Here is a 25,712-nt window from a genome sequence, read left to right as displayed (position 1 = left end):
CCGAATGCCGGTCGACCTGTCCCGGTTCGCCCGGATCGCGCTGGGCGCCTGGCCGACCCCGCTCGAGGAGTGCCCGCGCCTGTCCGCGGCGCTGGGCGGGCCGCGGATCCTGGTCAAGCGGGACGACGTGAACGGGCTCGGCGTCGGCGGCAACAAGCTGCGCAAGCTGGAGTTCCTGCTTGGCGAGGCGGTGGAAGGCGGCGCGGACACGGTGATCACCTTCGGTGGGGTGCAGACCAACCACGGCCGGCAGACCGCGGCCGCCTGCGCCCGGCTCGGGCTGCGCTGCGAGCTGGTGCTCACCAGATCCGTGCCGCGTTCCGGGGAGGCCTACGAGCGCTCCGGCAACGTCGCGCTCGACCTGCTGTACGGCGCCGCCGTGCACATCTGCCAGGACGACGAGCAGACCGCGGCCACCTACCGGCGGGTGGTCGCCGAGGCGCGGGCCGCCGGGCGGTCCGTGGTCACGCTGCCGGTCGGCGGGTCCAACGGGGTCGGCGCGCTCGGCTACGTCGCCGCCGCGGCGGAGCTGCGGTCACAGGTGGGAGATCCGGGCCCGGACCGGATCGTGTGCCCGATCGGCAGCGCCGGCACCGCCGCCGGGCTCGCGCTCGGCACCGCGCTGCTGGACTGGCCGGTGCGCCTGGACGCCGCGTCGGTGTCGCACCCGCCAGACGAGTCGCTGGCCGACATCCGCCGCCTGGCCGCCGAATCCGCGGCCCTGCTCGGCGTGCCCGTCCCGGCGCTGGATCACGTGCGGGTGACCGACCGGGCGCTCGGCCCCGGCTACGGCGTGCCGACCGAGGCCGTGTGGGAGGCGATCCGGCTGTTCGGCCGCACGGAGGGCATCACCCTTGATCCGGTCTACACCGGCAAGGCCGCCGCCGCGCTGATCGACGCGGTCCGCTCCGGGGACATCGGCGCGAACGAGACCGTGGTGTTCCTGCACACCGGTGGCCTGCCCGGCCTGTTCGGCTACGCCCCCGAGCTGATCGCCGCGGTGCGCGGCTAGTCCTCCACCGGCAGCTGCAGCGCCCGTGTCGCCAGGCCTTTGAGCGTCTTGTCGTCCGGTGTGGACGGTTGGTCCATCCAGACCGCCTGCACCAGCTTGACGCTGGTGCCCTCCCGGCCGCTGGCGTAGGCGGCCGACTCGAAGAACGGCTTGCCGCCGTCGGGCCACGGGGTGCCCTCGACCGAGACGTCGGACACCGCGCCGCTGCCCGGCTTGTCCGCCACCGCGCGCAGCTCGTCGGCCGACGCGCTGTCCGGGAAGCGCAGCACCGCGACCAGGATCGCGGCCTTGTGGTTGTCCGAAGTGGATTCGTAGCGCAGCCGGATCAGCTGGCTGCACGTGCTGCGCTGCAGCCGGACCTGCAGGTCGCCGTAGGCGTGGTTGGCGCAGTCCTCGGCCCGGCTGCTGCCCTTGGGGTCGAACGACACGCCGTCGACCTGGATCCCGGTGGGCGTCGGCGGGGCCGTTGGCGCCGGTGGGTTGGTGGCGCCGGTCGCGCCCGACCCGGCGGACACCACCGCCACCACGATCCCGGTGAGCAGCAGCAGCGCCACCAGGATCGCCGCGCCCACCGGCAGCCAGCGCAGCTGACCGTTCGGGCGCACGGGACGGACCGGCGGCGGGAGCACCGGCTCGGGGTCGGTGACCTTCGGGATCAGCGTGGTGCTGGCCGCGGTCAGGTCCGGAGCGGCGGCGGTGGAGAAACCCTCCGCGGCCAGCTCGGCCGGATCCAGCTCGGCACCGGCGTCGAGCGCGGCCAGGATCCGCCGCGCCCCGTCGACCGAGCACCGCCCCTGGTACACGGCCAGCTCACGGGCGGCGCCAAGCAGCGTCATCGGCTCCGGGTGCAGAATCCGCACGCCGCGCAGCAGGTCGGCGGTCGGCTGGAACACCTGGGACACGTACGGGCCGACCGCGATCACCGTGCCGACCGGCAGCGGCTCGACCCTGGCCCGCTCCAGGTGGGCCCGGACCGCGTCGGCCACGGCCATGGCCTCGACCCCGGGATTCACCGCGCCGTCGCCGCGGACCAGCGGCCAGCCGTCGGTCTTCCACTGGCCGGACAGCGGAGCGTCCAGCCGGACCGCGGGATCGGGCAGGTCCACGCCGATCACGACGAGGATCCCGCGGGGCAGCACCACGATCGCCTCGACCGGGTGCGGGCAACCGGGCGGCCTGACCCCGGTGAGCGCGATCCCACCGACGACCGGGTCGCCGCGCCCCCACGAGGCCAGCGCCGCCCGCACGTCCACGCCGACGTCCGATGTCGCGTCGCCGAGCCGAATCAGCCGCACCGCGTACCTCCCAGACCCTCGCGTTGCCGGGTGGGCCGGCTCCCACGTTATCGCCGAGCCGCGATGAGTGCCGTATGGATTGGGCCGAATCACCTTCACTTTTCTCCGTCACCGGTCCGGGTGTCACTCGTTGAGTTGGACACCCCGGTTCCCGGTAAGGAGGACCCCATGCGCACCACGGTTGCCGCCCTGGCCACCGCGCTCGTCGCCGCCACGTTCGGCGCCGGCGTGCCCGCATCCGCCGCGCCCGGCCCGCTCGCGCCGGTGTCCGCCTCCCTGTCCGGGCTGCTGGCCACCGCGGCCGACGCCCTGCCGATGACCGTGCTCGTGCACGGCGCCGACCTCGCCGCGGCCGACGCCGCCGTCCGGGCAACCGGCCTGACCCGGGTGACCAGCTTCGACCGGATCGGCGTCGTGGCGGCCGGCGGCACCGCCGCCCAGGTGCGGGCCGCCCGCGCGCGGCCCGGCGTCCGGTACGTCGAGCACAACGACCCACTCCGGTTCTTCGCCAGCCCCGGCACCACGGCGACCAGGAGCCTGGCCGCGCAGCAGACCCTGCTCGGCGCAGACGGCCGCCCGCTGGACGGCCGCGGCGTGTCGGTCGCGGTGATCGACTCCGGCATCGACCCGACCCATCCGGCGTTCCGCGGGGCCGACGGCCAGACCCGCGTGGTGCGCAGCCTCAAGAGCGTCTGCGTCGACGAGAGCAGCACCGGCACCGGCTGCATCCTGGACGTGCCGACCACTGTGGACACCGACCTGCTCGCGCTCGGCGGGCACGGCACCCACGTCAACGGGATCGCCGCGGGCCGCCCGCTCACCCTGACCGACGGGACCAGGGTCGGCGGCTCCGCCCCGGGCGCCAAGATCGTGTCCATCTCCACCGGCGCGGTGATCGTGATCATCGGCGCGGACGCGGCGCTGAACTGGGTGCTGGAGAACCACCGGGCCCCGTGCGGCGCCGGGGTTCCGGCGGCCACCTGCCCGCCGATCAAGGTGATCAACAACTCCTACGGCCCGAGCGGCGGCGGCGAGTTCGACCCCAACTCCGCGACCGCCCGGCTGCAGCGCGCGCTGGCCGCGGAGGGCGTGGTCACCGTGTGGGCGAACGGCAACGACGGCGACAGTGCCCAAGACGGGACGGCCAACCTGTCCAACCCGCCCGGCCAGGACCCGACCCCGGGCATCCTGTCCGTCGCCTCGTACAACGACCTGAGCACCGGGACCCGCGACGGCCAGGTGTCGTCGTTCTCCTCGCGCGGCGACCGCACCCGGCCGCAGACCTGGCCGGACATCTCCGCGCCCGGCGAGAACATCATCTCCGCCTGCCGGCTGTACCTGCCGATCTGCTCGACGGGCCTGGACCCGCGCAACGGTCCGGGGCTGCTGGACATCGGCACGTACAACGTGATCAGCGGCACATCGATGGCCGCCCCGCAGATCACCGGGATCGTGGCGCAGCTGTTCCAGGCCAAGCCGGCGGCCACCCCCGCGGAGATCGAGGACGCGCTGAAGTCCACCGCGTACAAGTTCACCAACGGCGCCGCGTACCAACAGGTCGGGCCGTACACGTCGAGCTTCGACAAGGGGGTGGGGCTGGTCGACACGGTCGCCGCGGCTACCCTGCTCGGCGCACACGCGTGACCAATGTGGCCAAAGTGCAGGGTGGCAGGGCACAATAGGGCCTGACACCACGCCGCTCGTGAGGACGTAGGGGAAGACGATCCTCGTCGAGCAGCGGAGGTCAGCAGTGAGCACCCGTGGCAACACCCGAGGCGTGGTGTACGTCCACTCGTCGCCGGCTGCGGTATGTCCGCACGTCGAGTGGGCTATTTCGGGCACCCTTGGAACCCGGGTCGATCTACAGTGGACCGCCCAGCCGGCGGCCCCCGGCCAGCTGCGCGCCGAGTGCTCCTGGACCGCCGAGCCCGGCACCGCCGGCAAGCTGGTGTCCGCGCTCAAGGCCTGGCCGATGCTGCGCTTCGAGGTCACCGAGGAGCCCAGCCCCGGCGTGGACGGCGAGCGGTACTGCTTCGCGCCCACCCTCGGCCTGTGGCGGGCGCGCACCAGCGCCAACGGCGACATCGTGGTCGGCGAGGATCAGCTGCGCGCCCTTGCCGCGTCCAGCCGCGCCGGCGAGTCGTTCGCGCACAGCGTCGACGAGCTGCTCGGCGCCTCCTGGGACGCCGCGCTCGAGCCGTTCCGCCGGGCCGGCGACGGCGCCCCGGTCACCTGGCTGCACCGCGTCGGCTGACCGTACGCTCGGCCCATGCGCTGGGTGCTTCCCATGGTGCTGCTCGCGCTGCTGGCGGCGGCGGTCGGCGGCCTGGTCGCGCGGCAGGTCTACGCCTCGCCCGAGCCCGCCCCGCCCGCCGCGGCGGTGCCGAGCGCCGGCACGGTCCCGCCGAGCGACCAGCCCGGCAGCCCCACCGTGATGCCCACCGAGGAAGCCGCCGCGCACCCGCGCTACGAGACCGTCCGCGGCCTCCTGCAAACCTACTTCGACGCGATCAACGCCCGGGACTACGCCCGCTGGCGCACCGTGGTCAGCGACCGGCGCGCCGGCAACCAGCCCGAGCTCAAGTGGCGCACCGACTATCGGTCCACAAAGGATGGAAGCATCGCGATCTGGCGGATCGAGACGGGCCCCGCCGATGGCCGCGTGCTGATCAGCTTCACCAGCGTCCAGGACGTCGCCGACGCCCCCCTCGAGCTTCCCGAACCCTGCATCCACTGGCGGGTGGTCATCCCCCTCACCATGGAGGACGGCGCGTGGAAGCTCGACTCCGGCCCCTCCAGCTCCGCCCCCCAGCACGAGAAGTGCTAGCCACCCGGCCGGCCCAGGCACCGAGCGTGGCACGTCCGACACCGGCGCTCATTCCAGAAGCCGAGCATGCGTCAGGCAGTCGAGCCAGCGGCCGAAGAACAGACGGCCCTGCCGCCGCGGGATGCCGGCTTGCTCTCTGGCGGCCGCGCGCAGCCCGATTGCGGTCACCCCGGGGGTGTGTGCGATCTCGTGGGCGTGCCCGACCAGCCAGGGCTCCTGAGCGTCACTGGATACCTCGGGGTGGAACTGCACCCCCAGGACGTGCGGTCCGAGGGCGAAGGCCTGGTTCCGGTAGGCCGGCGTCGAGGCGAGGTGAATCGCCCCCTCGGGGAGGTCGAAGGTGTCGCCGTGCCAGTGCAGCACCGGCCCGGTCAGCTCGCCCAGCGGCGAGCCGGCTCCCGCCTCGGTGAGCTGCACCGGCGCCCAGCCGATCTCCTTCGGCCGCGCCGGGTACACCCGGGCGCCCAGCGCGGACGCGATCACCTGAGCGCCCAGGCAGATTCCCAGCAACGGCCGCCGGCGGGCCACCCGGTCCCGGACGAGTGCCTTCTCCGCCTTGAGGAACGGATAACTCTCGTCCTCATAGGCGCTGACCGGTCCGCCGAGCAGGACCAGCAACGACGGATCGCTCTCCCGGAGCTGCTGCAGGAGGTGATCGCGCGCGACATCCACGTACCTGACCCGAAAGCCGCGTTCGGTCAGCACCTCCTCGAACAGTCCCAGGTCCTCGAAAGCGACGTGCCGGACGGCGATGACCTCCCTCCTCGTCGTGTCCTTCATGAGCCCCTCCGTCAGAGGTCCAGTACCAGCTGTGCGCTCGACGAGCGTGAGACACAGATCATCATCGTCTGGCCGGCCTCCCGTTCGGCCGGGGTGAGCAGCGAGTCGCGGTGTTCCGGACGGCCGTCGACGACGACGGTCTCGCACGTCCCGCAAACGCCTTCGCGGCACACCGACAGGGCCGGGATGCCGGCCGCCTCGGCGACCTCGAGGATGGACCGGCCCGCGGGGACGTGCAGGGTGAGCCCGGAACGGTTGCACACCACGTCGAAGCCCGTGTCCCCCTGCCCGGAGGGATCGCGGCGGGCGGCGAACCGTTCGGTGCGCAGGATGCCGGGCGGCCAACCGGAGCACCAGTCCTCGATCGCCTTGAGCAACGGCTCGGGCCCGCAGCAGTAGACCAGGCAGTCCGGCAGCGCGACGGCAAGCGGGTTCTCGAGCTCAGCGGTGAGATCGAGGAGGAACGTGGCCAGCGGCAGCAGGCCCGCCTCGTCCTCCGGATGCACCCGCACCCGGTCGCCGTAGGCCGCAAGGTCCTCGAGGAAGGCCATCGACCGGCGGCTGCGCCCGCCGTACAGCAGCTCCCACGGCCGGCCGTCGGCCGTCACCGCCGCGATCATCGGCCGGATCGGGGTGATGCCGATGCCGCCGGCGATGAACAGGTAACGCTCGGCCGGGAGCAACGGGAAGTTGTTTCGCGGCCCCCGGACCTCGACGCTCGCGCCGACCTGGAGCGCCTCGTGCACGTACCGCGACCCGCCGCGGCCGTCCGGCTGCTGGAGCACGCCGATCTGCCACTCGGACCGGTCGGCCGGATCACCGCACAGCGAGTACTGCCGGGTCAGGTCGAGGTCCGGGAGGACGAGATCGATGTGTGCGCCCGGCGTCCAGGCGGGCAGGTCCCGCCCGGACGGGTCGGCGAGGGTCAGCAACAGGACACCGTCCGCCGCCGTGCGTCGCTGCCTGACCTCGAGAAGGGCGGTGCGCTCGTGCAGCGCCGTCGCGAACGCCGTGTCCGTCGTCACGGCGATCCCCCGCCGGACGGCCGAGGCGCCGGCACCGGCTGGGCGTCGAGCTCGAGGCCGCGGCGGAGAAACGCTTCACGGCAGGCCGCGTTCTCCAACATGCCCAACTCCCGCGCCATCGAGGTCACACCGGAGTAGTCCAGGGCGGTCAGGTCCACGGCGCCCGCGCCGCGGGTCTCCCGGATCATCTCTTCGGCGTTGGGAAACTCGATCTGCTCGAGCAGCGCCAGCCAGATGTCCAGCTCCCGATCCGCGAACCAGGTCACCGGCTCGGGCAGGAGCTCGGCGAACAGCGCCAGCTCGGCCGGTGTCAGCTCGGCCGTGAAGAGCTCGGTCAGCGACCGGAAGAGGGGGCCGTGCACCATCTCGTCGTGCCGGTGCGCGGCGGTGGTCATCCGGTTGAACGGCTGGATCTCCTCGGCGTCGCTCAGCAGCAGCAGGTAGTCGCTGAAGAAGATCTCCGAAACCGCCGCGGTGGCGAACAGGACCATCCGCTTCTGCCAGGGCTCACTGAACTCGTCCTGCCGCCGCCGCATGTGCCGCACCAGGTTGAATTCCGGAATGACAATGTGTTCCAGCCCGCGGTGCCGGCGGGTGAGCCGGCTCGCGCGCTCGACCAGGTGAATGTGATAGACCTCGTCCACCATGGCCTCGCTGACGGCGAGCTGGGAGCTCTCCTCGTTCAGACCCGGCAACTGCCCGGACATGATGTCGAGACAGGTCGGGTTGACGATCTCGCTCTCGATCTGCAGGGTCTTCGCGTTGTACATCAGCCAACCGCAGCTCAGTACCCGTGATTTGAGTTCGGGCGAGCATGACTGAAAATGCGAAATGTCCCGAAACGGCAACAGGTTCTCCAGGAAGTCCTCCTGACCCGGGACGAAGAGCGGCTCTAGCTCAGCCTTCTTCACCTGGGCCCGGCGAGGCCAGTTCCTGGCGAGCAGGTCAATCATCATCCGGGTGCGCGACATGTCGCCGTTCCCGGCCCGCGCGGATGAGTGGGCGTCGGTGTCCAACATACGATTACTCCAAATAGGTGTTTTGAGGTCCGCCAGCACCCAGCTGATTTGAAGCTGACAGATCGCTCGTATGCAGAATGAGCCAGCCCACTTGGGTCCGACTTAGCTACCACTGAAGCCAAACGCCGTATCCAACTAGTGTCCCGAGTCGGAAATTCGCGCCGTAATTACTAGGATGATTGTCATGGCGCGTACCGGCCGCCCGAAGGCGGAGCTTGCTCTGTCCACTGTAGAGCGTGAGACGCTGCGGCGGTGGTCCCGACGCCGGAAGGCGCCACGAGCCTTGACGTTCCGGTCGAAGATCGTGCTGGCGTGCGCGGAGGGGGCGGCGAACAAGGACGTTGCGGCGACGCTTGGCACCCGGGAACAGACGGTTGCCAAGTGGCGGGGCCGGTTCGTGCGTAGGCGGCTGGACGGGTTGTCGGACGAGCCGCGCCCGGGCGCCCCCCGCAAAATCACCGACGAGCAGGTCGAGAAGGTGATCACCAAGACGCTGGAGCAGGCCCCCGCGCGCGGCGACACACACTGGTCGACGCGCTCGATGGCACAGTCGGTGGGCATGTCCCAGACGACGATCTCGCGGATCTGGCGGGCGTTCGGCTTGAAGCCGCACCTGGTCCAGACCTGGAACCTGCCCACCGATCCCCAGTTCGTGGCGGAGCCCGGCGACCTCGTCGGCCTCTGTCTCGATCCCCCGGACAAGGCGCTGTTGCTGCGCTTGGAACGACAACCCGAACCATTCGTCCGACCAAACCCCGCAGACGAAATCCTCGCTAATAGCACCACAAAGACTCACGACCCTGGAACAGGAAGGGAACCATCGCCTCGACGAGGCGCGGGCCCGGCTCAGCGAGAACCCTGCCGAACTAGCCGGCCTCCTCTGCGACCGCGGTAGCACCGACAACCGAGGCAACAGCCGCCCCGCAGCGCGGCGCACGCAGCGCGGCGGCAATCGCATCGGCTCAACGCTAGAACACAGAGGGGCCACCATCACCTCGACGAGGCGGGAGCCCGGCTCAGCGAAAGCCCCGCCGAACTAGCCGGCCACCTCCGCGACCGCAGCAGCGCCAACAGCCGAGGCAACAGCCGCCCCGCAGCGCGGCGCACGCAGCGCGGCGGCAATCGCATCGGCTCAACGCTAGAACACAGAGGGGCCACCATCACCTCGACGAGGCGCGGGCCCAGCTCGGCGAAAGCCCCGCCGAACTAGCCGGCCACCTCCGCGACCGCAGCAGCACCGACAACTGAGGCGATTGCCGCTGCGCGGCGCGCGGCGGCAATCGCTTTGGCTCAAACCTGGAACAGAGCGGGACCATCGCCTCGATGAGGTGCCGGCCGGCTCAGCGAAAGCCCCGCCGAACTAATCGGCCACCTCCGCGACCGCAGCAGCACCGACAACCGAGGCAACAGCCGCCCCTGCCGCCCGCCGCCCGCGCGGCGGGCGGCAAATCGCTTTGGCGTTAGAACAGGGAGGGGATCATGGCCTCGATGAGGTGGGGGCCGGGTTCGGCGAGGGCCTTGCCGAACTGGTCGGCGAGTTCCTCGGCGGTGGTGGCGCGGGTGGCGGGGACGCCCATGCCCTGAGAGAGTGCCACGAAGTCTAGGTCGGGGCGGCTGATGTCGAGGAGTTCGCCCGCCTTCGGGCCGGCCGCGGCGGCGCCGACGCGTTGCAGCTCCATGCGGAGGATGGCGTAGGAGCGGTTGCTGAGGACGACGGTGGTGACGTCGAGGCTCTCGCGGGCCATGGTCCAGAGTGCCGAGGCGGTGTACATGGCGCTGCCGTCGGCCTCGAGGCAGATGACCGGACGGTCGGGGCAGGCGACGGCGGCGCCGACGGCGACGGGGAGGCCCTGGCCGATGGCGCCGCCGGTGAGGGTGAGGACGTCGTGGCGGGGGGCGCCGGCGGTGGCGGCGGGGAGGAGCAGGCCGGAGGTGTTGGCTTCGTCGGAGATGATGGCGCCGTCGGGCAGCAGGGCGCCGATCACGTCCACCCAGTTCTGCGGGGTGAGGTCGCCGGACGGCAGGGCGGGGCGGGCGGCCTGTTGCAGCACGGGCGTGGCATCGGCGGCCACCAGGTCGGCGAGCTGGTCCAGCGCGTCGGCGGTGTCCTCGCCGAGCACGGCGAGCACGTGGGCCTGGCAGCCTTCGGGGGTGAGCTCGCTTGGCTTGCCGGGGTAGGCGAAGAACGACACCGGGGAGCGGGCGCCGACCAGCACGAGGTGCCGCACACCGGTCAGCTGCCACTGCACCTGCTCGGCGAGGTAGCCGAGGCGCTCCACCGCCGGCAGCCCGGCGCCGCGCTCGAAGCGGGCGGGGAACGTCTCCACGAACAGCTTCGCCCCGGTCGCCGCGGCCACCCGCCCGGCCGCGAGCAGGCCGCGCTCGGCGGTCGCGCCGTGCCCGAGCAGCACCGCGACCGGCTCGCCGGAGCGCAGCACCTTCGCGATCTCGGCCACCCGGTCGCCGTCGACCGTCGCCGGCGCCGGCGCCGGAACCGGGGGCGCCACCACGCCACCGTCCGACCAGGACACGTCGGCCGGGAGCACCAGGTTCGCCTGCTGCCCCGGTGCGGTCATGGCCGCGGCGATCGCGTCGGCGACGTCCTGGCCGACCTCGCCGGGCGACTTCGACGTCCGGCTCCAGCCGTGCAGCCACCCGGTGAGCGCGTCGATGTCGCTCTCCAGCGGCGCGTCGAAACCCTTGTGGTACCGGGCATGGTCGCCGATCACGTTCACGATCGGGGTGTGCGCGCGCCGCGCGTTGTGCAGGTTGGCCAGCCCGTTGGCCATGCCCGGCCCGAGGTGCAGCAGCGTGGCCGCCGGCTTCCCGGCCATCCGCCCGTAGCCGTCTGCCGCGCCGGTCACCGCGCCCTCGAACAGGGCGAGCACGCCGCGCATCTCCGGCACCGAGTCCAGCGCCGCGACGAAGTGCATCTCGGAGGTTCCCGGGTTGGCAAAGCAGACGTCCACCCCGCCGGACACCAGGGTGCGGAGAAGTGCCTGTGCGCCGTTCATCGTCACGTCGAGTCGTCCCTACCTAGTCGAAAAGCACGCCGGGGTTCAGGATTCCGTCGGGGTCGAACGCCTGCTTGATCCGCCGCATCAGGGCGATCTTGTTCGGGTCCTCCAGCTCGAGGAAGTGCCGCTTCTTCTCCCGGCCGATGCCGTGCTCGCCGGAGATCGCGCCGCCGAGGCCGATGCCGGTCTCGAACAGCGCGTGCAGCACCCGGTAGCGGATGTCGGGGTCCTTCTGGAATACCGCGAGGTGCACGTTGCCGTCGCCGGCGTGCCCGCAGCCGACGATCAGGGTCTGGTTGCCCTGCGCGATCTCCAGCACCTTGGCGAAGAACTCGGGCAGGGCGGCGCGCGGCAGCACGGTGTCGATCACGTCGTCGGCGCCTGCGGACTTCGCGGTGAAGAACGCCTTCTCCCGCGCCTCGATCAGCCGGCGCGCGGACGGGCCGGGCAGAACGTAGACGTCGGCCGCGCCCAGCTCCCCCAGCAGCTCGCCGACCGCCTCCACGTCGGCGTCGAGCCGCTCGGTGGTCCGGTTCTCCAGCATGACCACCAGGTACGCCTGGGAGCTGTCCCGCACCTGGTCCGGGATGCCGAGCTGCAGATCGGCGGTGTAGGTGATCGCGCCCATCGTGAGCGCGTCGATGAACTCCAGGATGAGCGGGCCGATCCCGCTGCCCACGACCTTGGGCACCGCGCGCGCCACGGCCGCGAGGTCGGCGAACGGCGCCAGCACCGTGGCCTGGTGCGGCTGGCGCGGCTGCAGCTTCAGCACGGCCTCGGTGACCAGGGCGAGCGTGCCCTCCGAGCCGATGATCAGCTGGGTCAGGTCGTAGCCGGTGCTGGCCTTGACGAACTTGCCGCCGGTGCGGATCACCTCGCCGGTGGCCAGCACGGCCTGCAGACCAAGCACGTTGTTGCGGGTCACGCCATAGCGGACCGCGCGCATGCCGCCGGCGTTGGTCGCGACGTTGCCGCCGAGGCTCGAGCTGAGCTCGCCCGGGTACACCGGGTAGACCAGGCCCGCCTCGGCGGTGCGCTCCTCGAGCTCGCTGAGCGTCACGCCCGGCTGGACCACCGCGACGTGGTTGTCGGTGTCGATCTCCAGGATCCGGTTCATCCGCTCGAACGACACCAGGATCCCGTCCGGGCGCGGGACGGCCGACCCGGACAGGCCGCTGCCGGAGCCGCGCGCGGTGACCGGCGTGCGGGTCTGCGAAGCCACCCCCAGCACCCCGGCGACCTCGTCGGCCGACGCCGGGCGGACCACGTAGGCCGGCAGCACCGGCTCGGCGGTCAGCGCCTCGTCGTGCGCGTAGTCGGCGGACACGGCGTCGCCGGTGAGCACGTGCTCGGCGCCGACGATCTCGCCCAGCCGCGCGCCGATGTCCGTCATGTGTCCCTCCACGTCCGCTTCGACAGGTGCCAGAAGCCGACAATAGAGGGTTTCGCGTTCTCCGGCCTACGGCGTCCAGCTCGGGTCGCGCCCGCTGAGCGCGAGCGCCTTGTCCAGCACGGACGCGGATTCGGGCACCGGCACCGGCTCGCCGAAGATCTTGTACTCCCGGCCCTGCTCGGCGAACTCGACGACGCCGTCGTACACGTGCTCGGCCAGCTCCGGCGACACGGTCAGGCTCTGCCCGGTGGCCCGTGCCAGGTCCCAGCCGTGCACCACCAGCTCGCCGATCATCATCTTGCCGATGAACGGTGCCGGCGACTGCCCGCCGGCCAGCCCGGTGACGCCTTCCCACGCGCCGGGCTCGGCCCACGCGGCGACCGCCTTGTTCAGCTGCCGCTCGAACACTCGCGGCCAGTCGTCGGTGACGTAGTCCACGTCGTTCTCGTTGCCGGGCGGCGGGGTCTGCTTGCGCGCGGCCACCTCGGACCGGAACGCCGTCCAGAACGTGAGGTGGTTGGCCAGGGTCCGGACATCCCAGTCGTGGCACGGGGTGGGCAGCGCGAGCTGGTCGGCCTTGACGTTGCGCACGACCCCGATCGCGGCCCGCGCCGCCTCCTCCATGAGTGGTTGCAGGTCCATGTGGATGACGCTATCCCCGCTCGCCGGCCCCCGCATTGGACAAACGCGCCACCGCGCCCGGCGAGCGCCTGGTCAGCTCGGCCCGCAACTCGCGCACGGTGTCGGTGAGAATGCGGAGAAACCGTTGCACGGCAGGGGGTTGCGTGGTGCGGACCGGGATCGCCGCGTACACCGCGCGCACGTCCGTGTCGTCCCGGTGCAGCCGCTTGATCAGGATGTCGGCCCGTGCGGTGCTGGCGGCAAGGCCGGGCACCAGCGTGATGCCGAGGCCCGCGGCGACCAGGCCGAGCTTGGCCGTCCATCCCGGCACGACGTAGCGGATCTCGGGCCGCAGCCCGCTCGGCAGCGCGGTGGCGATCAGCGTGTCCCGCGGGTCGGGCCAGCCGGCGACCCAGTGATCGTCGAGCAGCTCGGCCAGCCGGACCGTGCGGCGCCGGGCCAGCCGGTGCTCGCGCGGGATCGCCACCATCATCGGATCGTCCAGCAGGTGCACCAGGTCCACATCCTCGGTGTCCAGCGACCGTCCGGGTGGGACGCTGACCACCGCGATGTCCAGCTCCACCGCCCGCAGCCGCGACACCAGCTGCGGGCTGAGGTCCTCTTCCAGCGACAGCACCACGTTGGGGTGCTCGGCGTGGAACGTGGCCATGGCGCGCGGGACCAGCTCGGCGTCCGCGGTGGCGAACGCACCGATGCGCAGCCGCCCGGCGTCCAGGTCGCGGAGCGCGGCCAGGTCACGCCGGGCGGTGTCGAGCCGGCCGAGCACCGCCTCGGCGTGCTCGAGCAGGCAGCGGCCCTCGTCGGTGAGCCGCACCCCGCGCGGCACCCGGTCGAACAGCGTGGCCCCGATGTCCTGCTCCAGCGCCGCGACCTGACGGGAGACCGCGGACTGCGTGTACCGCAGGGCGGTCGCCGCCGCGGTGAACGAGCCCCGCCGCGCCACCTCGCGGAAGACCTCCAGCCACACGATGTCCATTCCAGGTATGCCTTTCCGGCATGCTATCCATGCGAGACATTCACTTGTCGCATGCCTTCGGGCGAGCATAGCGTCGCGGCATGCTTGCGTTTCTCGGACTCGGCCACATGGGTACACCGATGGCCCGCCGGCTGGTGGCCGCGGGCCACGACGTCGTGGTGTGGAACCGGACGCACGAGCGGACCGCGCCGCTGGTGGCCGCCGGCGCCCGCGCCGCGGACACGCCGGCCGCCGCCGCGTCCGGGGCGGACCTCGTGCTCACCATGCTGGCCGACCCGCCCGCGGTCGAGACTGTCCTGTTCGGACCCGACGGCGTGCTGTCGGCGATCCGGCCGGGCGCCTGCCTTGTGGAGATGTCCACGATCGGGCGCGATGCGGTGCGCGGGATCGCCGGCCGGCTGCCCGCCGGCGTTGGCCTGGTCGACGCGCCGGTCGGCGGCGGCGTCGGGCAGGCCGAGGCCGGCCGGCTCAGGATGTTCGCCGGCGGCGCGCCCGCCGACCTCGAACGCGTCGCGCCGGTCCTCGCGGAGCTGGGCACGGTGGTGCGCTGCGGAGGGGTGGGGTCGGGGGCCGCGGTCAAGCTGGTGAACAACACCGCGCTGGTGGCCGGCATGGCGCTGCTCGGCGAGACCGTGCGCCTGGCCGATTCCCTCGACGTGCCAAGGGAGTTGGCGATCGACGTGCTCGCCGCCGGCCCGCTCGGCGGGGTGCTGCAACGCGCCACCGCCCGCGGCGGGCACTTCACCATCGGTCTAGCCGCAAAGGATCTCGGCTTGGCGATGGCGGTGGAGCCGTTGCCGGTCGCGTCCGCCGCGCTGGACACTGTCCGGGACTTGGCGGCCGGGCACGCCAAGGAGGAGCTCCGGCTGCTGGCCCACCTCGACGACGACTGACAGGACAACCGTGACCGTCACCTTTCACAACCCGCCCACCGCGCCGGCCCCGTTCGCCGACCGCTACGCCAACCTCGCCAGCATCGACCTCGGCTCGGCCACCATGCTCGTGCTGTCCGGCCAGGTCGCCCTCGACGAGTCCGGCAACGTCGTCGGCGCCGACATGGGCAGCCAGACCGAGGCGATCTTCCGGTCGATCGGCGCGCTGCTCGCCGCGCACGGCGCCGGCTTCGACGACGTGGTGCACATCCGGACCTACCTCACCGACATGAGCCTGCTGCCCGAGTACGGCGCGGCGCGGCGCAAGTTCATCACCGGCAAGCCCCCGACCAGCACCACGGTCGAGGTCTCCCGGCTGTTCCTGCCCGAGGCCCTGCTGGAGGTGGAGGTCACCGCCGTGGTGGCCAACTCTGGCTGACTTCGGGGCATGGCAACCGAGTTCGAGCTCGACGATCCCGGTCGGATCGATGTGGACTCCGTGCGGGCGTTCCTGTCCACCCGGGCCTACCGGGCCCGCTGGCGAACCCGCGCCGATGGTGGAGCGCCAGCTCGCCGGGTCGTGGCGTGGTGAGGGCGTACGAGGCGGGCACCGGGCGGATGGTCGGCTAGCCAACCTGTGGAACCGGCTCGACCAAGCTTGCGTCCACACCGGCACAACGCTAGGAATCGAACCGGAACAAACCGCAAATCAGCTTGCCTTGCGGCCTGGATTGCACCCAATCCAACCTTGAAATTTCAAGTCCGCCGCACCTAATCAAACGGCGACGGCGAGCTGCTGGTGTTCTGTGTCTGAATCCCGTTCATGGGTAGTTGTCAGTCTGCGGGCGTCGCCCTATTAGGCCGTACGGACGGAGCCGCTGCGGACAGTAGGGTCGTCGACGTGGTGAGCGCACCGGTGGGTGGGCATGTGGTCGTCGTCGGAGCTGGCATTGTCGGCGCGTCGGTGGCTTATCACGCCGCCCGGGCGGGCGGCAGCGTGACGTTGGTCGACGCCGGGCGGCCAGGCGCCGGCGTGACGGCGGACTCGTTCGCGTGGGTCGCAGCGTCTGGCGTGCGTACCGGTCCGGCGGCCGGGATGCGGGCCACCGCGACGCAGGAGTACCGCCGAGTTGAGGCGGAGTTGCCGGGACTGCCGGTGATCTGGTCCGGCTCACTGAGCTGGCGCGCGGAGGACGGCGCGCCGCAGGCCGGGCCCGGGCAGGAGATTGTGGACGCGGCCACCGTGATGACGCTCGAGCCCAACCTTCGGCAGCCCCCGCAGTGGGCCGTATGGGCACGCGGCGACGGCGCCGTCGACGCGGTGGGCGGGACAGAGCGGCTGGTCGCGGGCGCCCGCGCCCATGGCGCCCGGGTACATCTGGACACTGCGGTCACCGCGGTCCGCCGGGACGCTGCGGGCCAGGTTACCGGGGTCGAGACGGCCGCAGGACCCCTCGCCGGTACGACCGTGGTGTTGGCGGCCGGTGTTGCCACGGCCGCGCTGGGCGCGCCGCTCGGCGTGCGTGTCCCGGTCGAGCCGTCGCCGTGCCCGCTGGTGCGGCTTCGCGCGCCGGCCGGTCTGGTCCGCACCGTGGTCAACACTGAGGACTTCGATCTCCGGCAGGTCGCCGCGGACCGGCTGATCGCCGCCGCGGACTCGCCCGAACGGACCCTGGCCGCCGTCCGGTCCACGTTCCGCGGCGCAGGCAGCGTCGAGTTGCTCAGCACCCGACTCGGAGTACGCCCCATGCCGGCCGACGGTGAGCCGATCGTCGGTCCGGTCGCCGAGGTCCCCGGCCTCTACCTGGCGGTGATGCACGCGGCGGTCACGCTTGCCCCGGCCGTGGGCCGCCTTATCGCGCGGGAGTTGGTCGACGGCATCGTCGAGTCGGCGTTGTCGGGCTGCCGCCCCGATCGCTTCTAGTGTCCCGCATCGAAATCTCGTTTACCGGTGGCGTGCGGCAGGATCTCGTCGGCGGTCTTGGTCCAGGTGAAGGGGTCGCATCGGTCGTTGCAGCCGTCGATGAAAGCGCGGACCGCGGCGATGAGTTCCGTGACGTTGTGGAACGACCCGCGCCGGATCGCTTGGCGGGCGATGATGCCGAAGAAGACCTCGACGAGGTTGAGCCAGGATCCGCAGCTTGGGGTGAAGTGCAGGTGCGCCCTGGGATTCTTCTCCAGCCACGTGGTGATCTCGGGGTGCTTGGGGGTGTGGTAGTTGTCCAGCACGACGTGCAGCTGTCAGCGCGGATGGGCCTTGGCGCCCTTGCGCAGCAAGTCGCCGAACTCGGCGTTGTCCTGCCTGATGGCGTGTCCCGACGGCATGGGCAGGTTCACGACGCCGCTTGTTGGTGAGCCGATAGGTCACCACAGCCGCCGTGATCAATGGTGGCTGGTGGCCTGTGGACGCCGGCGGCCGATGCGCGGCAGGAAGCGGCCGGCTCGAAGGACTGACCAGGAGGTCCGGTTGGATTCAACGTTGCGCCGGTGCGGTGCGAGCAGGGTAGCCACCCAGCGGCGCCGAACCGCCAACACGGAGCTGTCATGGGACGATCGTGTTGCCAGCGAGGGGGACCATCCTGTAGCTCGATGGCGATGCGTGAACAGATTCTCACTGATCTGTGTCAGCGTGTGAATCGCATCCTGTCGAAACGTCCTCTTCTGCCGAAGACAGGATGTTCGACAGTTGTCCCCCATCACGTGCTCCGCAGGACAGGGGTTGAGTCCGGCCGCCATGAGGATCCCTCGGAACCCGCGCAGGACGTCGTGCCGGTCCATCTCGGTGCCGAACTCGGAGGCGAACCTCGGTGTACCGCCGGGCGCGGGCGTGTCATCAGCTCACGTCGGCTGGTCGAGGCTGGCGAGTTTGATGCGAATCTGGTCTGCGGTGGGATAGCCGCGGCTTGCTCTCATGTTGTGGCCGAGTTGATCGAGGATGGCCAGGGCCTGTTGCCAGGCGGCACGGGCCGCATCCCAGTCGGTCGTGGCGTGGTAGGTCTCGCCGAGATGTGTGAGAACGGTGGCTTCGCCGTAGTGGTCGCCTAGTTCTCGCTCCAGGGTGAGGGCTTGGTGGTAGTAGGCGATGGCCTGTTGGTGGTGGCCGAGGTGGTAGTGCGCGAAGGCGAGGCTATCGAGTGCGTAGGCTTCGCCGCGGCGGTCGCCGAGCTTCCGGCAGCCGGCAAGAGACTGTTCGCAATGGGTGAGGGCTTGCTGGTGGTCGCCGATCAGCGCGTGGTACCAGCCGAGGTTGTTGAGGGCGTGGGCCTGTCCGTGGCGGTAGCCCGCATTCTGAGACAGGGTGAGAGCCCGCTGGGCGTGGTGAAGCGCCTGCTCGTAGAGGTCGTGATGACCGAGCATCCAACCGCAGTCGAGGTGGGTGTCTGCCTGGCCGGCCAGGTCGCCGAGCTGTTCGAACAGGCTCAGGGCCTGCCTGAAGTGGGCGTGTGCCTCGTCGCGGCGACCGAGCCAGGGATAGGCGCGGCCGAGACCGCTGTGGGCATGGGCCTGCCCGCGCTGATCTTGATGGCGGCGCGCGGTGGCCAGTGCGGTGGCGTGGGTGGCAACCCAGTCGTGCCAGTGGCCCCGCCGCTCGAAGAACTCCACGAGTGTCCAGGGCAGTTGCCAGGCATGGTCATGTCCGGTGGCGACGGCCAGCTTGGTGACGGCGAGCAGTACGGGGTATTCGGTTTCGAACCAGGCCAACGACTGTCCGAGGTCGGCGAGATTCTCCAGCGTCACCCCGGGTTGTGGGGCGGCCAGGGGCTCGCGGTACCAGCGCGGGTGGAGCAGCAGGGCGGCGGCGTGTGCGGTGTGCAGGTAGTGATCTAGAACTCGGTGTGCTGCGCTGTGTCGCTCGGTATCGGTGTGTTGGGTGTGGGCCTGTTCGGCGGCGTAGGCGCGCAGTAGGTCGTGGAATGCGAACCGCCCTGGGGAGCGTTGGGTGACCAGGTGCGCGCGGGTCAGTTCGTCCACTGCTGCACGCGCCGCCCGCAGCTCGACGCCGGCCAGGCTGGCGACGGCCGGCAATGAGATATCCGGGCCGGGGTGCACTCCCAGCAGGCAGAACGTCCGCGCCGCGCTGGTGCTGAGGTGCTGGTAGGACCAGGAGAACACGGTGCGAACGCTGGTGGTGGGGTCGCCAGCGTCCAGCGCGTCCAGGCGGACCTGCTCGTCGCGGAGTTCATCGGCGAGGACTCGTAGGGGTACGCCCGGATTCAGTGCGCCCCGGGCGGCCACGATGGCCAGCGCGAGGGGCAACCGGGCGCAATGGTCGATCAGCTCCGCTACGACGTCCGGCTCGGCGGTGACCCGGTTGTGACCGAGCCGGCTGACCAGCAGGGCGCCCGCCTCGTCGGCATCCAGGACGTCGAGGGTGATCGGGCGGGCGCCTTCCTGGGTGACCAGGCTGGACAGTTGGTTGCGGCTGGTGATCACCACCCGGCAGCTGGCGCTACCGGGTAACAGTGGCCGGACCTGGTCGACGTCGCGCGCGTTGTCCAGGACCACCAACACCCGGCGGACGGCCAGCAGGCTGCGGTACAGCGCCGCCTGAGCGTCCAGGTTGACCGGGATCCGCTCCGGCGGAACGGCGAAGGCATCCAGGAAGCCGCGAATCGCCTCGGCGGGCTGCACGGGAGTGCCGGTGGGGTCAAAGCCCCTGAGATTCACGTACAACTGGCCGTCGGGAAACCAATCGGCGACATGGTGGGCCCAGTGCAACGCCAGGGCGGTCTTGCCGATCCCAGCGGTGCCGTTGACCGCCGAAATCACCACAGGATCGCCGGACCGGGTCGTGGTGTCCAACAGCGCCGTGAGCTGACGAAGCTCCTCGGTGCGGCCCACAAAGCGCGGAGTGTGCGTGGGCAACTGTCGCGGCGGGTTTCGCGGCTCGCTGACGGGGGGCGCCGCGGCCGACAGGTCGATGTCGTGTCGCAGGATCCGGCCGTGTAGCCGTTGGAGCTCCGGACAAGGATCGAGGCCGAGCGAGTCACGGAGTCGGTCCCGCGTCCGCTCGTAGACGATTAATGATTCGGTATGGCGACCGGACCGGTACAACGCCAGCATCAGCGACGCGACCAGCCGTTCCCGAAACGGGAACTCGGCCACCCATGAGGTCAACTCGCCGACAATATCCTGGTGGCGCCCACAGGCAAGCTCGGCTTCGAACATCGTCTCGGCAGCGGTGCTGCGTAACTCCATCAACTCCGCGCCCACCCGTTCACGAAGCCGATCCGATGCCACGTCCAACAGGATCGGTCCTCGCCACAACGCCAGGGCCTGACGAATCAGCCGGGCCCGTTCCTCATGGTCGGTAAGTTTCACCGCGCGGTCAACGAGCAAGCGGAACCGATGGGCGTCGACCTGTTCCCGGTCCACCTGGATCAGGTAGCCACCGTCGGTGTGGGCCAACTGGACCCCGAAACGCCCATCCCCCTCGGGGTCCAGACGGCTTCGCAGCCGCGAGACGTGGCTGTGCAGGCTAGCCCGCGCGGTCCGGGACGGGTTTTCTTCCCAGAGCAGTTCGAGCAGCCGGTCCACCGACACCGTGCGACCGGAGGCGAGCAGCAAAACACCTAGCAGGCAACGCTCTCGACGACGGTCCAGAACCACCCGTCGCCCGCCGTGTTCTACCTCCAGCGCGCCCAACAGCCGGAACTTCAACAGGAAGTCCCGGTGGCCGTCACCGCTCGACAGCTGGCAAGGATCTGGCAAGGCGTCTGTCGAGCCCGCTGCCCCACCCTGTTCGTACGCGTCCGGGAAGGAGGAAGATCATTTGCAGTCATCGATCACCGCCGGGCTGGACAGGTAACGGCACGGGTCATGCTAAGCAAGGCGCCAGCCCGTGTCACGCCTGGGCATCGTGGCCTGGGCCCAGTGGCACTCAATCCGCCACCCCGGAGCCGGCACGGCTGGGGACAACGCGCACAAGTCCACGGGAGGACCAATGTCAATAACGAGCGTAACCGCAAGAGGCAGACCCAACACACGGCGAGCGCGGTTCTGGGCTTTCATGACAACGTGCATGATTGCTTCGACTCTGGCAATCCCGCTCACCCCTGGCACGGCTCATGCCGAGAACGCATTTTGGCACTGCCCGTTCCCGGCACCGTGGATTCCGGTGATCATCCCGGTTGGGAAGACTTGGACGGAGACCCGGTATTCACTGGTCTCCGCCACGCCCACCTTCCAGGTGTCCGAAAGCAAGGTGGTCATCAACGCTACAGATAGCACGATCACTGGGACCTTCACTTCCACCCGGTCAGTGACGTTTTCGCTCCATTTCACCGTCGGAACCGCCATACCGGTGCGCGACTTTCTTACTATCAATGTGAGCACCATGATCGTGGTGAGCAGAACCACCGCAACCGGCGTCTCCGCCACCGGCCCGGTTCCGCCCGGTGGTCGGCTGATCGGCGAATACGGCGTCGATGGCTTCGATGTCACATATGACCTCACGACATACCGGATCCGAATTCTCTTCCCTGGCGTTCCCGGGTGTGACGCAATTGGCGTTCAGCGAGGCTCCGCCAATGCGCCGACTTCCCTTGAAGGATGGCGACTCAGGATGGGCTAACGCAGCTTGTCACGTCGTGCCCGACTGGACATGACGGCTCACGATCGGTCGGCGCCGGGAGGGAGCAGACCGAGGAAAGGAGCAAGTGAATCGCCGAACAGGACGTCAAGGTCCTCGGAGGACAACAGCAGTCCGTCGTAGTTGCTCGAGCTGCCTCGCCCGGGCTCCAGGTGGCGGCATCGACTGGGACGCGTGTGTCCTGGCCGCCAGCGAACTATATAAACGCCCGGCCCGCCACGAGGACACCAACCATGGTGAAGGGACAGAAGATCAAGCTTGAGGACTGGACAAAAGACCGCGTCCTGGCAGGAGTAAGTGTAGTGGATCTCCGGTTTGGGTGGCCGGCTCCGGTCCTGTCACTGCCCGGTGGCCGTTACCACACATGTAGGTTGAGCAAGGGGTTTCTTATGAGACGACGGTTATGCTTAGTGCTGAGTGCAACGCTTGCTGTGCTGGCTGGTTCGACCGGTGTGCCGACCGCGGTGGCTGCGAACACTTTCCGGACTGATCTGCTTCCGGAGCCGTTGATAGTCAAACACTCGGGTAAATGCCTGGATGTTCGCGGCGGTCCGCAAGCGATTCATGACGGTGCGGTGATCGAGCAGTGGCATTGCACTACCGCGTCCAATCAGAACTGGACGTTGCGGGACGTCGGTAACGGCCAGATTCAGTTGATCGCACAGAACAGCGGCAAGTGCGTTCAAACGGTGGGCGGCGGTACTGCTAACAGTACTGGCCTGGAGCAGATGACCTGCAGTAGTACCGCCGCGCAACGGTGGGTGAGACAGAGCACCGCGATTGTAGGCGAGTATCGCTTTGTCCATGTGCCGAGCGGCCGCTGCCTCGACATTCAGCGCAGTGAACTGTCTGATGGTGGGCTGGCGCTCATCTTCGATTGCAAGGGGAGTCCAAATCAGACCTGGACGGTTGGGATGTCCGTGCCTGCACCGCCGACGGTGGAAGTTCGCAATGGCGAGTATTGGGCATTGCCGTCGCGATACCCTGCCCAGAGTCGCTACGGTGGGCTGAATCAGATCTGGGGGCGGGCGATCAACTGGAGTCCGACCACCGATATGCATTGGGTGGGAGCATTCTGGCGTGATCTCAATCCGGCCGAAGGGACCTATCGGTGGGATAGAATCGAGAGCATCAGCGGTACGTTCTCATATAGCTTGAATCAGCTCGCGGCTGTGGGCCAGACCGCGCTCATTTGGACGATATTGGGAACGGTGGACAACAACGGCAACTGGCATGCACCGCAGTGGATACTCGATAAGTGCGCTGCCGCCGGTACACCGGTCACAGTGATTAATAACGGTTCTGAGCGATGGGGCTTGGCGCTGTGGGAGCCATGTCCGCGCGCTGAGGTTAAGCGTTTCATCGTCGAGATGTTCAGTAAATATCGCACCGATGAGCGCGTCAAGTACGCCTACGCGACCACGTTCAACGCTGGCGAGTTCTGGATGCCGGCCGATGTCTACAACGATGCGGCCAATAAGGGCTTGACCCCGGAGATCCTCAGGACCTATGCGAAGGACATCATCGACGCATGGGTCACCGCGCTAGGTGTGAAGAAGGTCGTATGGACGCATGGCGGCACCTGGGACCTGCCCGGCGCCGCCGGATCGGCCGAGACGGACTGGGTCAACGACTACGCGCTTCTGACATTGGGAACACAACTGCGTGAAGGAAACGGTGAGAGCGTGTCAGCGCATTTGAGTCAGCCACGCATCGGTCAGACTCTCGAGGTCGTCCAGCCGACTCCGCTCGGTGCGCAGCCTCCGCAGGTTCACTACTATCTGACGGCCCAGACGATCCATGAGATGGGCCGCGAAGGTATGTCCTATTACGGCAACGAGTTCGAGATCGCTCGTCTCGTCATACCGGATGAGAACAACGATGGTGAGTTCGAAAACTACGAGTACTACCGTATGGCCGTGCTGAACATGCTACGCAGAGGTCACAACTGGGCGATCTTCCCGCATGAGCTGCGGACGGGCACTAATGATGCGGCGAATCCGCGATTCGCGGCGCTGCGTGATTACTTCCGCCAGAGCGCAGGTTATCCGGTTGACGAGTCACCCGATGCCTGGGCCGTGCTGCAGATGTTCTACGACGATTGTTACAATGGCACGCGCCGCTACCACAACTATGAGAAGTTCCTCTTGCAACGAGACGTCGCACCTGGCGGACGAACGATACTGACCGAGCAGCACACGTGGGCTCCGGACCAGTACGGCTTCTGCAGAGTCGGCGAGGGCGGATCCACCCAACCGGCCGTCACTTACTTCGCGCGACGAACCGATCACGCGAGCGGCAACGATTACATCTACTTTGACGTGGACAGCCGATATGCGCCGCCGACCGAACGGATCTTCAAGATCGCCGTCAATTATCGTGACATTGGCACTGCGCAATGGCGCTTGCAATACAGTACGGCAACCACCGCGACGGCCTCCACGCCGACGGTCACGAACACGAACTCCGGTGCGCTGAAGACCGCTATCTTCAGCCTGACAGACGCATCGTTCCGCGGCGCACAGCTAGGAGCAATGGATTTCCGCATCTACAATGGCGGATCAACCGACGTCACTATCCGCAGCGTACGCGTGATCCGTGGCTGAGATGATCACTGACCGCGCGAGGGGGCCACGGCCCACCAGCCTTGGCCCGCCTCTTCACCTATCCTGTTGGCTGCCTCAAGCTCAGTAGGGATCCGCGTCGGGATCTGAATACCAATGAGCCTTCTCACCCGGCGGCGAGCGGTCGAACGCACCGATCGTGGCTCGGTAGGACCGGTCGAGCGAAGAATCCAACTAGTGCGAACTAAAGGTTGTCCGGTAATGATCAAGAGGGTGGTTCAGCGGTGAGATCGGTGGCCATGTTCTGTTGCCGATCGGGTCGATCAGCCGGTCATGGCCAGGTTGCGCATCTGTGCGACGCCTCGGGTGGCGTAGTAGACGCCCTGGCGTTTGCGTCGGCAGTTACGCAGGATGTTCCAGGACTTCAGGTGCGCCAAGGCATGCTCGACCCGGGCACGAACGCTCTTGTGGACGGTGTTGAGATCCTCTTTCCACCGCGGCAGCGACGGTTCACCCTCGCGCGGCTTGCGATAGGGCATGACCACCTCGGGGTTGCCTTGGTAGCCGCCGTCGGCCATCACGTGCGCGCCCAGGCACTGCTGGTCGACACCGGAGTCGGTGTAGGCGCGGCAGTCGTGGCGATTGCCCGGCGTGGGTTTGCCCACCGCTACCGTCAAGCGGGTGTTGGCGTCGATCACGACCTGCAGGTTCACCGAGTACCGATAGTTCTTCGACGAGGCCGACATACTCCGGTCGTGCGTGGGCACCAACGTCCCGTCGACGATCAGCACGGTCTCGGGGCTGTGTTTGCTGGTCACCGGCGCAAGCGCCAGCAGCGGCGCGAGATGATCTACCACCCGGTTCGCCGCGGACTTGGAGATCCCGAACAACAACGCAACCTGCCGAAACGTCAGGTTGGTGCGGTAATACACAGCCACCAGCAGCACTCGATCGGCCAGCGACAGGCCCCACCGGCGACCAGTACCGGTCTGCTCACCACCTCGAGCAGCCACGATCCGCACCAACCTCCGAAACTGCCGAACCGACAGACCCGTGAACACCGGCACCCACTCCGGCCGATCCGCGCTGATCACCTGCTCCACACCATGATCAACGATCAAGCCCCGACACCGTTACGGGACAACCTTTAGTCAAGGTCCTCGTCTTTTCATCGGAAATAGAACGCGGTCGGAATAGTTGCCCTCCGCCGAAAAACCGCTTAGTGAAGCAATTAGAATTTATCCATCAAAACATACCACCAGCCTGACTCTATTCCCCATGGCTCGCCGCCGAATCGAGGAATCAGATCATCTTTCCCGATATCCGCCAACTGGGGCACGGCCGATAAAGCATCAAAACCATTTGGGCGCCGGAGCGTGATGGTGGCTCAAGCCACGTATGGTTTGTCCGTGTGAACTGGATCTGGCCCAATTTTCGTGATCGAAGTTGGCCCTTCGACCTGCGGCGTGTGTCCATACTAGACACTCATGTGGCGAGATGATCTTGGTTATGTAACTCTGGCGGTTGCCAGCATCTGCGGGATGTGTTGCCGCACCTGGGAAATCTGGTGTTGGAGTCGGTCGATGCGAGCGATGCTCGGGTGTGTATTCGGGCCGTGCCGGCGGCGGTGTCGGCGCGGTGCCCGCAGTGTGGTGGCTGTTCGTCGCGGGTGCACAGTCGGTATGAGCGGACGTTGGC

At 68.9% G+C, this 25,712-nt stretch carries 21 protein-coding genes and 1 pseudogene; 10 read left to right on the top strand and 12 right to left on the bottom strand.

The features are described from left to right. The first annotated feature begins 4 nt into the window (after positions 1-4). Positions 5-1,012, top strand: coding sequence for a D-cysteine desulfhydrase family protein (locus VGX25_RS16040; RefSeq protein ID WP_326918588.1), 1,008 nt, complete (start codon positions 5-7; stop codon positions 1,010-1,012). Here VGX25_RS16040 and VGX25_RS16035 read toward each other — a convergent pair. Further along, entirely contained in the window at positions 1,009-2,307 is a 1,299-nt protein-coding gene (locus VGX25_RS16035; protein WP_326918587.1) for a hypothetical protein, read from the bottom strand. The two genes, VGX25_RS16040 and VGX25_RS16035, sit on opposite strands and share 4 nt — an antisense overlap. A 168-nt stretch (positions 2,308-2,475) precedes the next feature. On the opposite strand from VGX25_RS16035, the gene VGX25_RS16030 reads away from it, so the two are divergent. The 3 genes from VGX25_RS16030 to VGX25_RS16020 all read left to right on the top strand — a co-directional run bounded on the left by VGX25_RS16030 (position 2,476) and on the right by VGX25_RS16020 (position 5,134). Beyond that, positions 2,476-3,951, top strand: coding sequence for a S8 family peptidase (locus tag VGX25_RS16030; protein WP_326918586.1), 1,476 nt, complete (start codon positions 2,476-2,478; stop codon positions 3,949-3,951). Positions 3,952-4,057: 106 nt separating this feature from the next. Continuing rightward, positions 4,058-4,561 carry a DUF3145 domain-containing protein gene (locus VGX25_RS16025; RefSeq protein WP_326918585.1) on the top strand — a complete coding sequence of 168 codons (504 nt, stop codon included), beginning with the start codon at positions 4,058-4,060 and terminating at the stop codon, positions 4,559-4,561. A 15-nt stretch (positions 4,562-4,576) separates the two neighbouring features. Beyond that, positions 4,577-5,134: a hypothetical protein gene (locus VGX25_RS16020; protein WP_326918584.1), complete on the top strand. Its 558-nt coding sequence runs from the start codon at positions 4,577-4,579 to the stop codon at positions 5,132-5,134. A gap of 48 nt (positions 5,135-5,182) precedes the next feature. Here the strand turns inward: VGX25_RS16020 and VGX25_RS16015 are convergent, their stop codons facing one another. Genes VGX25_RS16015 through VGX25_RS16005 form a run of 3 tightly spaced genes read right to left on the bottom strand, consistent with a single transcriptional unit; the run spans position 5,183 to position 7,892 of the window. After that, positions 5,183-5,914, bottom strand: coding sequence for a glutamine amidotransferase (locus VGX25_RS16015; RefSeq protein WP_326918583.1), 732 nt, complete (start codon positions 5,912-5,914; stop codon positions 5,183-5,185). Positions 5,915-5,925: 11 nt separating this feature from the next. Next, positions 5,926-6,939: a PDR/VanB family oxidoreductase gene (locus tag VGX25_RS16010; protein WP_326918582.1), complete on the bottom strand. Its 1,014-nt coding sequence runs from the start codon at positions 6,937-6,939 to the stop codon at positions 5,926-5,928. After that, positions 6,936-7,892 carry a diiron oxygenase gene (locus VGX25_RS16005; protein ID WP_326918645.1) on the bottom strand — a complete coding sequence of 319 codons (957 nt, stop codon included), beginning with the start codon at positions 7,890-7,892 and terminating at the stop codon, positions 6,936-6,938. The genes VGX25_RS16010 and VGX25_RS16005 overlap by 4 nt, the downstream gene beginning before the upstream one ends. A 349-nt stretch (positions 7,893-8,241) precedes the next feature. Here VGX25_RS16005 and VGX25_RS16000 point away from each other — a divergent pair, with 349 nt between their 5' ends. Continuing rightward, positions 8,242-8,853 (top strand): helix-turn-helix domain-containing protein, encoded by a 612-nt coding sequence (locus VGX25_RS16000; RefSeq protein WP_326918581.1) that lies wholly within the window; start codon positions 8,242-8,244, stop codon positions 8,851-8,853. A 565-nt stretch (positions 8,854-9,418) separates the two neighbouring features. On the opposite strand, the gene VGX25_RS15995 is transcribed toward VGX25_RS16000, so the two are convergent. The 4 genes from VGX25_RS15995 to VGX25_RS15980 all read right to left on the bottom strand — a co-directional run bounded on the left by VGX25_RS15995 (position 9,419) and on the right by VGX25_RS15980 (position 13,986). Then, entirely contained in the window at positions 9,419-10,972 is a 1,554-nt protein-coding gene (locus VGX25_RS15995) for an acetolactate synthase large subunit (RefSeq protein ID WP_326918644.1), read from the bottom strand. A gap of 22 nt (positions 10,973-10,994) precedes the next feature. Then, positions 10,995-12,368 carry an FAD-binding oxidoreductase gene (locus VGX25_RS15990; RefSeq protein ID WP_326918580.1) on the bottom strand — a complete coding sequence of 458 codons (1,374 nt, stop codon included), beginning with the start codon at positions 12,366-12,368 and terminating at the stop codon, positions 10,995-10,997. Between the two features lie 66 nt (positions 12,369-12,434). Beyond that, the gene (locus VGX25_RS15985) at positions 12,435-13,010 is read right to left on the bottom strand and encodes a TIGR03086 family metal-binding protein (RefSeq protein WP_326918579.1); all 576 of its coding nucleotides are present in this window, start codon (positions 13,008-13,010) and stop codon (positions 12,435-12,437) included. 10 nt (positions 13,011-13,020) lie between these two features. Further along, positions 13,021-13,986, bottom strand: coding sequence for a LysR family transcriptional regulator (locus tag VGX25_RS15980; protein WP_326918578.1), 966 nt, complete (start codon positions 13,984-13,986; stop codon positions 13,021-13,023). An 80-nt stretch (positions 13,987-14,066) separates the two neighbouring features. Here VGX25_RS15980 and VGX25_RS15975 point away from each other — a divergent pair, with 80 nt between their 5' ends. The 4 genes from VGX25_RS15975 (at position 14,067) to VGX25_RS15960 (ending at position 16,782) form a co-directional block, all read left to right on the top strand. Next, a complete protein-coding gene (locus tag VGX25_RS15975) occupies positions 14,067-14,879 on the top strand; it encodes an NAD(P)-dependent oxidoreductase (RefSeq protein WP_326918577.1) in 813 nt (270 codons plus the stop codon). 10 nt (positions 14,880-14,889) lie between these two features. Continuing rightward, positions 14,890-15,297, top strand: a complete 408-nt coding sequence (locus tag VGX25_RS15970) for a RidA family protein (RefSeq protein ID WP_326918576.1) — start codon at positions 14,890-14,892, stop codon at positions 15,295-15,297. A 9-nt stretch (positions 15,298-15,306) separates the two neighbouring features. After that, positions 15,307-15,450 carry a hypothetical protein gene (locus tag VGX25_RS15965; protein WP_326918575.1) on the top strand — a complete coding sequence of 48 codons (144 nt, stop codon included), beginning with the start codon at positions 15,307-15,309 and terminating at the stop codon, positions 15,448-15,450. A gap of 309 nt (positions 15,451-15,759) precedes the next feature. Next, positions 15,760-16,782 carry an FAD-binding oxidoreductase gene (locus tag VGX25_RS15960; protein ID WP_326918574.1) on the top strand — a complete coding sequence of 341 codons (1,023 nt, stop codon included), beginning with the start codon at positions 15,760-15,762 and terminating at the stop codon, positions 16,780-16,782. Here the strand turns inward: VGX25_RS15960 and VGX25_RS15955 are convergent. The 3 genes and pseudogenes from VGX25_RS15955 to VGX25_RS15945 form a co-directional block, all read right to left on the bottom strand. Then, positions 16,779-17,162 (bottom strand): annotated as a pseudogene (locus VGX25_RS15955) (transposase); the annotation flags it as partial. The gene VGX25_RS15960 and the pseudogene VGX25_RS15955 overlap by 4 nt on opposite strands. A gap of 534 nt (positions 17,163-17,696) precedes the next feature. Beyond that, positions 17,697-20,519: an AfsR/SARP family transcriptional regulator gene (locus VGX25_RS15950; protein ID WP_326918573.1), complete on the bottom strand. Its 2,823-nt coding sequence runs from the start codon at positions 20,517-20,519 to the stop codon at positions 17,697-17,699. A gap of 405 nt (positions 20,520-20,924) precedes the next feature. Further along, complete coding sequence (locus VGX25_RS15945; RefSeq protein WP_326918572.1) at positions 20,925-21,302, bottom strand: hypothetical protein; 378 nt, start codon at positions 21,300-21,302, stop codon at positions 20,925-20,927. A 558-nt stretch (positions 21,303-21,860) separates the two neighbouring features. Between VGX25_RS15945 and VGX25_RS15940 the strand changes: the two genes are divergently transcribed. After that, entirely contained in the window at positions 21,861-24,056 is a 2,196-nt protein-coding gene (locus tag VGX25_RS15940) for an RICIN domain-containing protein (protein WP_326918571.1), read from the top strand. A gap of 281 nt (positions 24,057-24,337) precedes the next feature. On the opposite strand, the gene VGX25_RS15935 is transcribed toward VGX25_RS15940, so the two are convergent. Beyond that, positions 24,338-25,117, bottom strand: a complete 780-nt coding sequence (locus VGX25_RS15935) for a transposase (protein WP_326918643.1) — start codon at positions 25,115-25,117, stop codon at positions 24,338-24,340. Positions 25,118-25,712 lie beyond the last annotated feature (595 nt).

Origin of the sequence: Actinophytocola sp. (assembly GCF_035942955.1) — a bacterium.
In the GTDB taxonomy this organism is placed as follows: domain Bacteria; phylum Actinomycetota; class Actinomycetes; order Mycobacteriales; family Pseudonocardiaceae; genus DASYTH01.
Note: the sequence above shows the minus strand (reverse complement) of the source record. Positions and strands in the feature narration are given on the sequence as shown.

Excerpts from the sequence above, each read along its gene's own strand:
- VGX25_RS16015 (WP_326918583.1), bottom strand. The coding sequence starts at position 5,914 with ATGAAGGACACGACGAGGAGGGAGGTCATCGCCGTCCGGCACGTCGCT.
- VGX25_RS15990 (WP_326918580.1), bottom strand. The coding sequence starts at position 12,368 with ATGACGGACATCGGCGCGCGGCTGGGCGAGATCGTCGGCGCCGAGCAC.
- VGX25_RS16005 (WP_326918645.1), bottom strand. The coding sequence starts at position 7,892 with ATGATTGACCTGCTCGCCAGGAACTGGCCTCGCCGGGCCCAGGTGAAG.
- VGX25_RS15995 (WP_326918644.1), bottom strand. The coding sequence starts at position 10,972 with ATGAACGGCGCACAGGCACTTCTCCGCACCCTGGTGTCCGGCGGGGTG.
- VGX25_RS16040 (WP_326918588.1), top strand. The coding sequence starts at position 5 with ATGCCGGTCGACCTGTCCCGGTTCGCCCGGATCGCGCTGGGCGCCTGG.
- VGX25_RS16030 (WP_326918586.1), top strand. The coding sequence starts at position 2,476 with ATGCGCACCACGGTTGCCGCCCTGGCCACCGCGCTCGTCGCCGCCACG.
- VGX25_RS16020 (WP_326918584.1), top strand. The coding sequence starts at position 4,577 with ATGCGCTGGGTGCTTCCCATGGTGCTGCTCGCGCTGCTGGCGGCGGCG.
- VGX25_RS15975 (WP_326918577.1), top strand. The coding sequence starts at position 14,067 with ATGCTTGCGTTTCTCGGACTCGGCCACATGGGTACACCGATGGCCCGC.
- VGX25_RS15965 (WP_326918575.1), top strand. The coding sequence starts at position 15,307 with ATGGCAACCGAGTTCGAGCTCGACGATCCCGGTCGGATCGATGTGGAC.
- VGX25_RS15985 (WP_326918579.1), bottom strand. The coding sequence starts at position 13,010 with ATGGACCTGCAACCACTCATGGAGGAGGCGGCGCGGGCCGCGATCGGG.
- VGX25_RS15980 (WP_326918578.1), bottom strand. The coding sequence starts at position 13,986 with ATGGACATCGTGTGGCTGGAGGTCTTCCGCGAGGTGGCGCGGCGGGGC.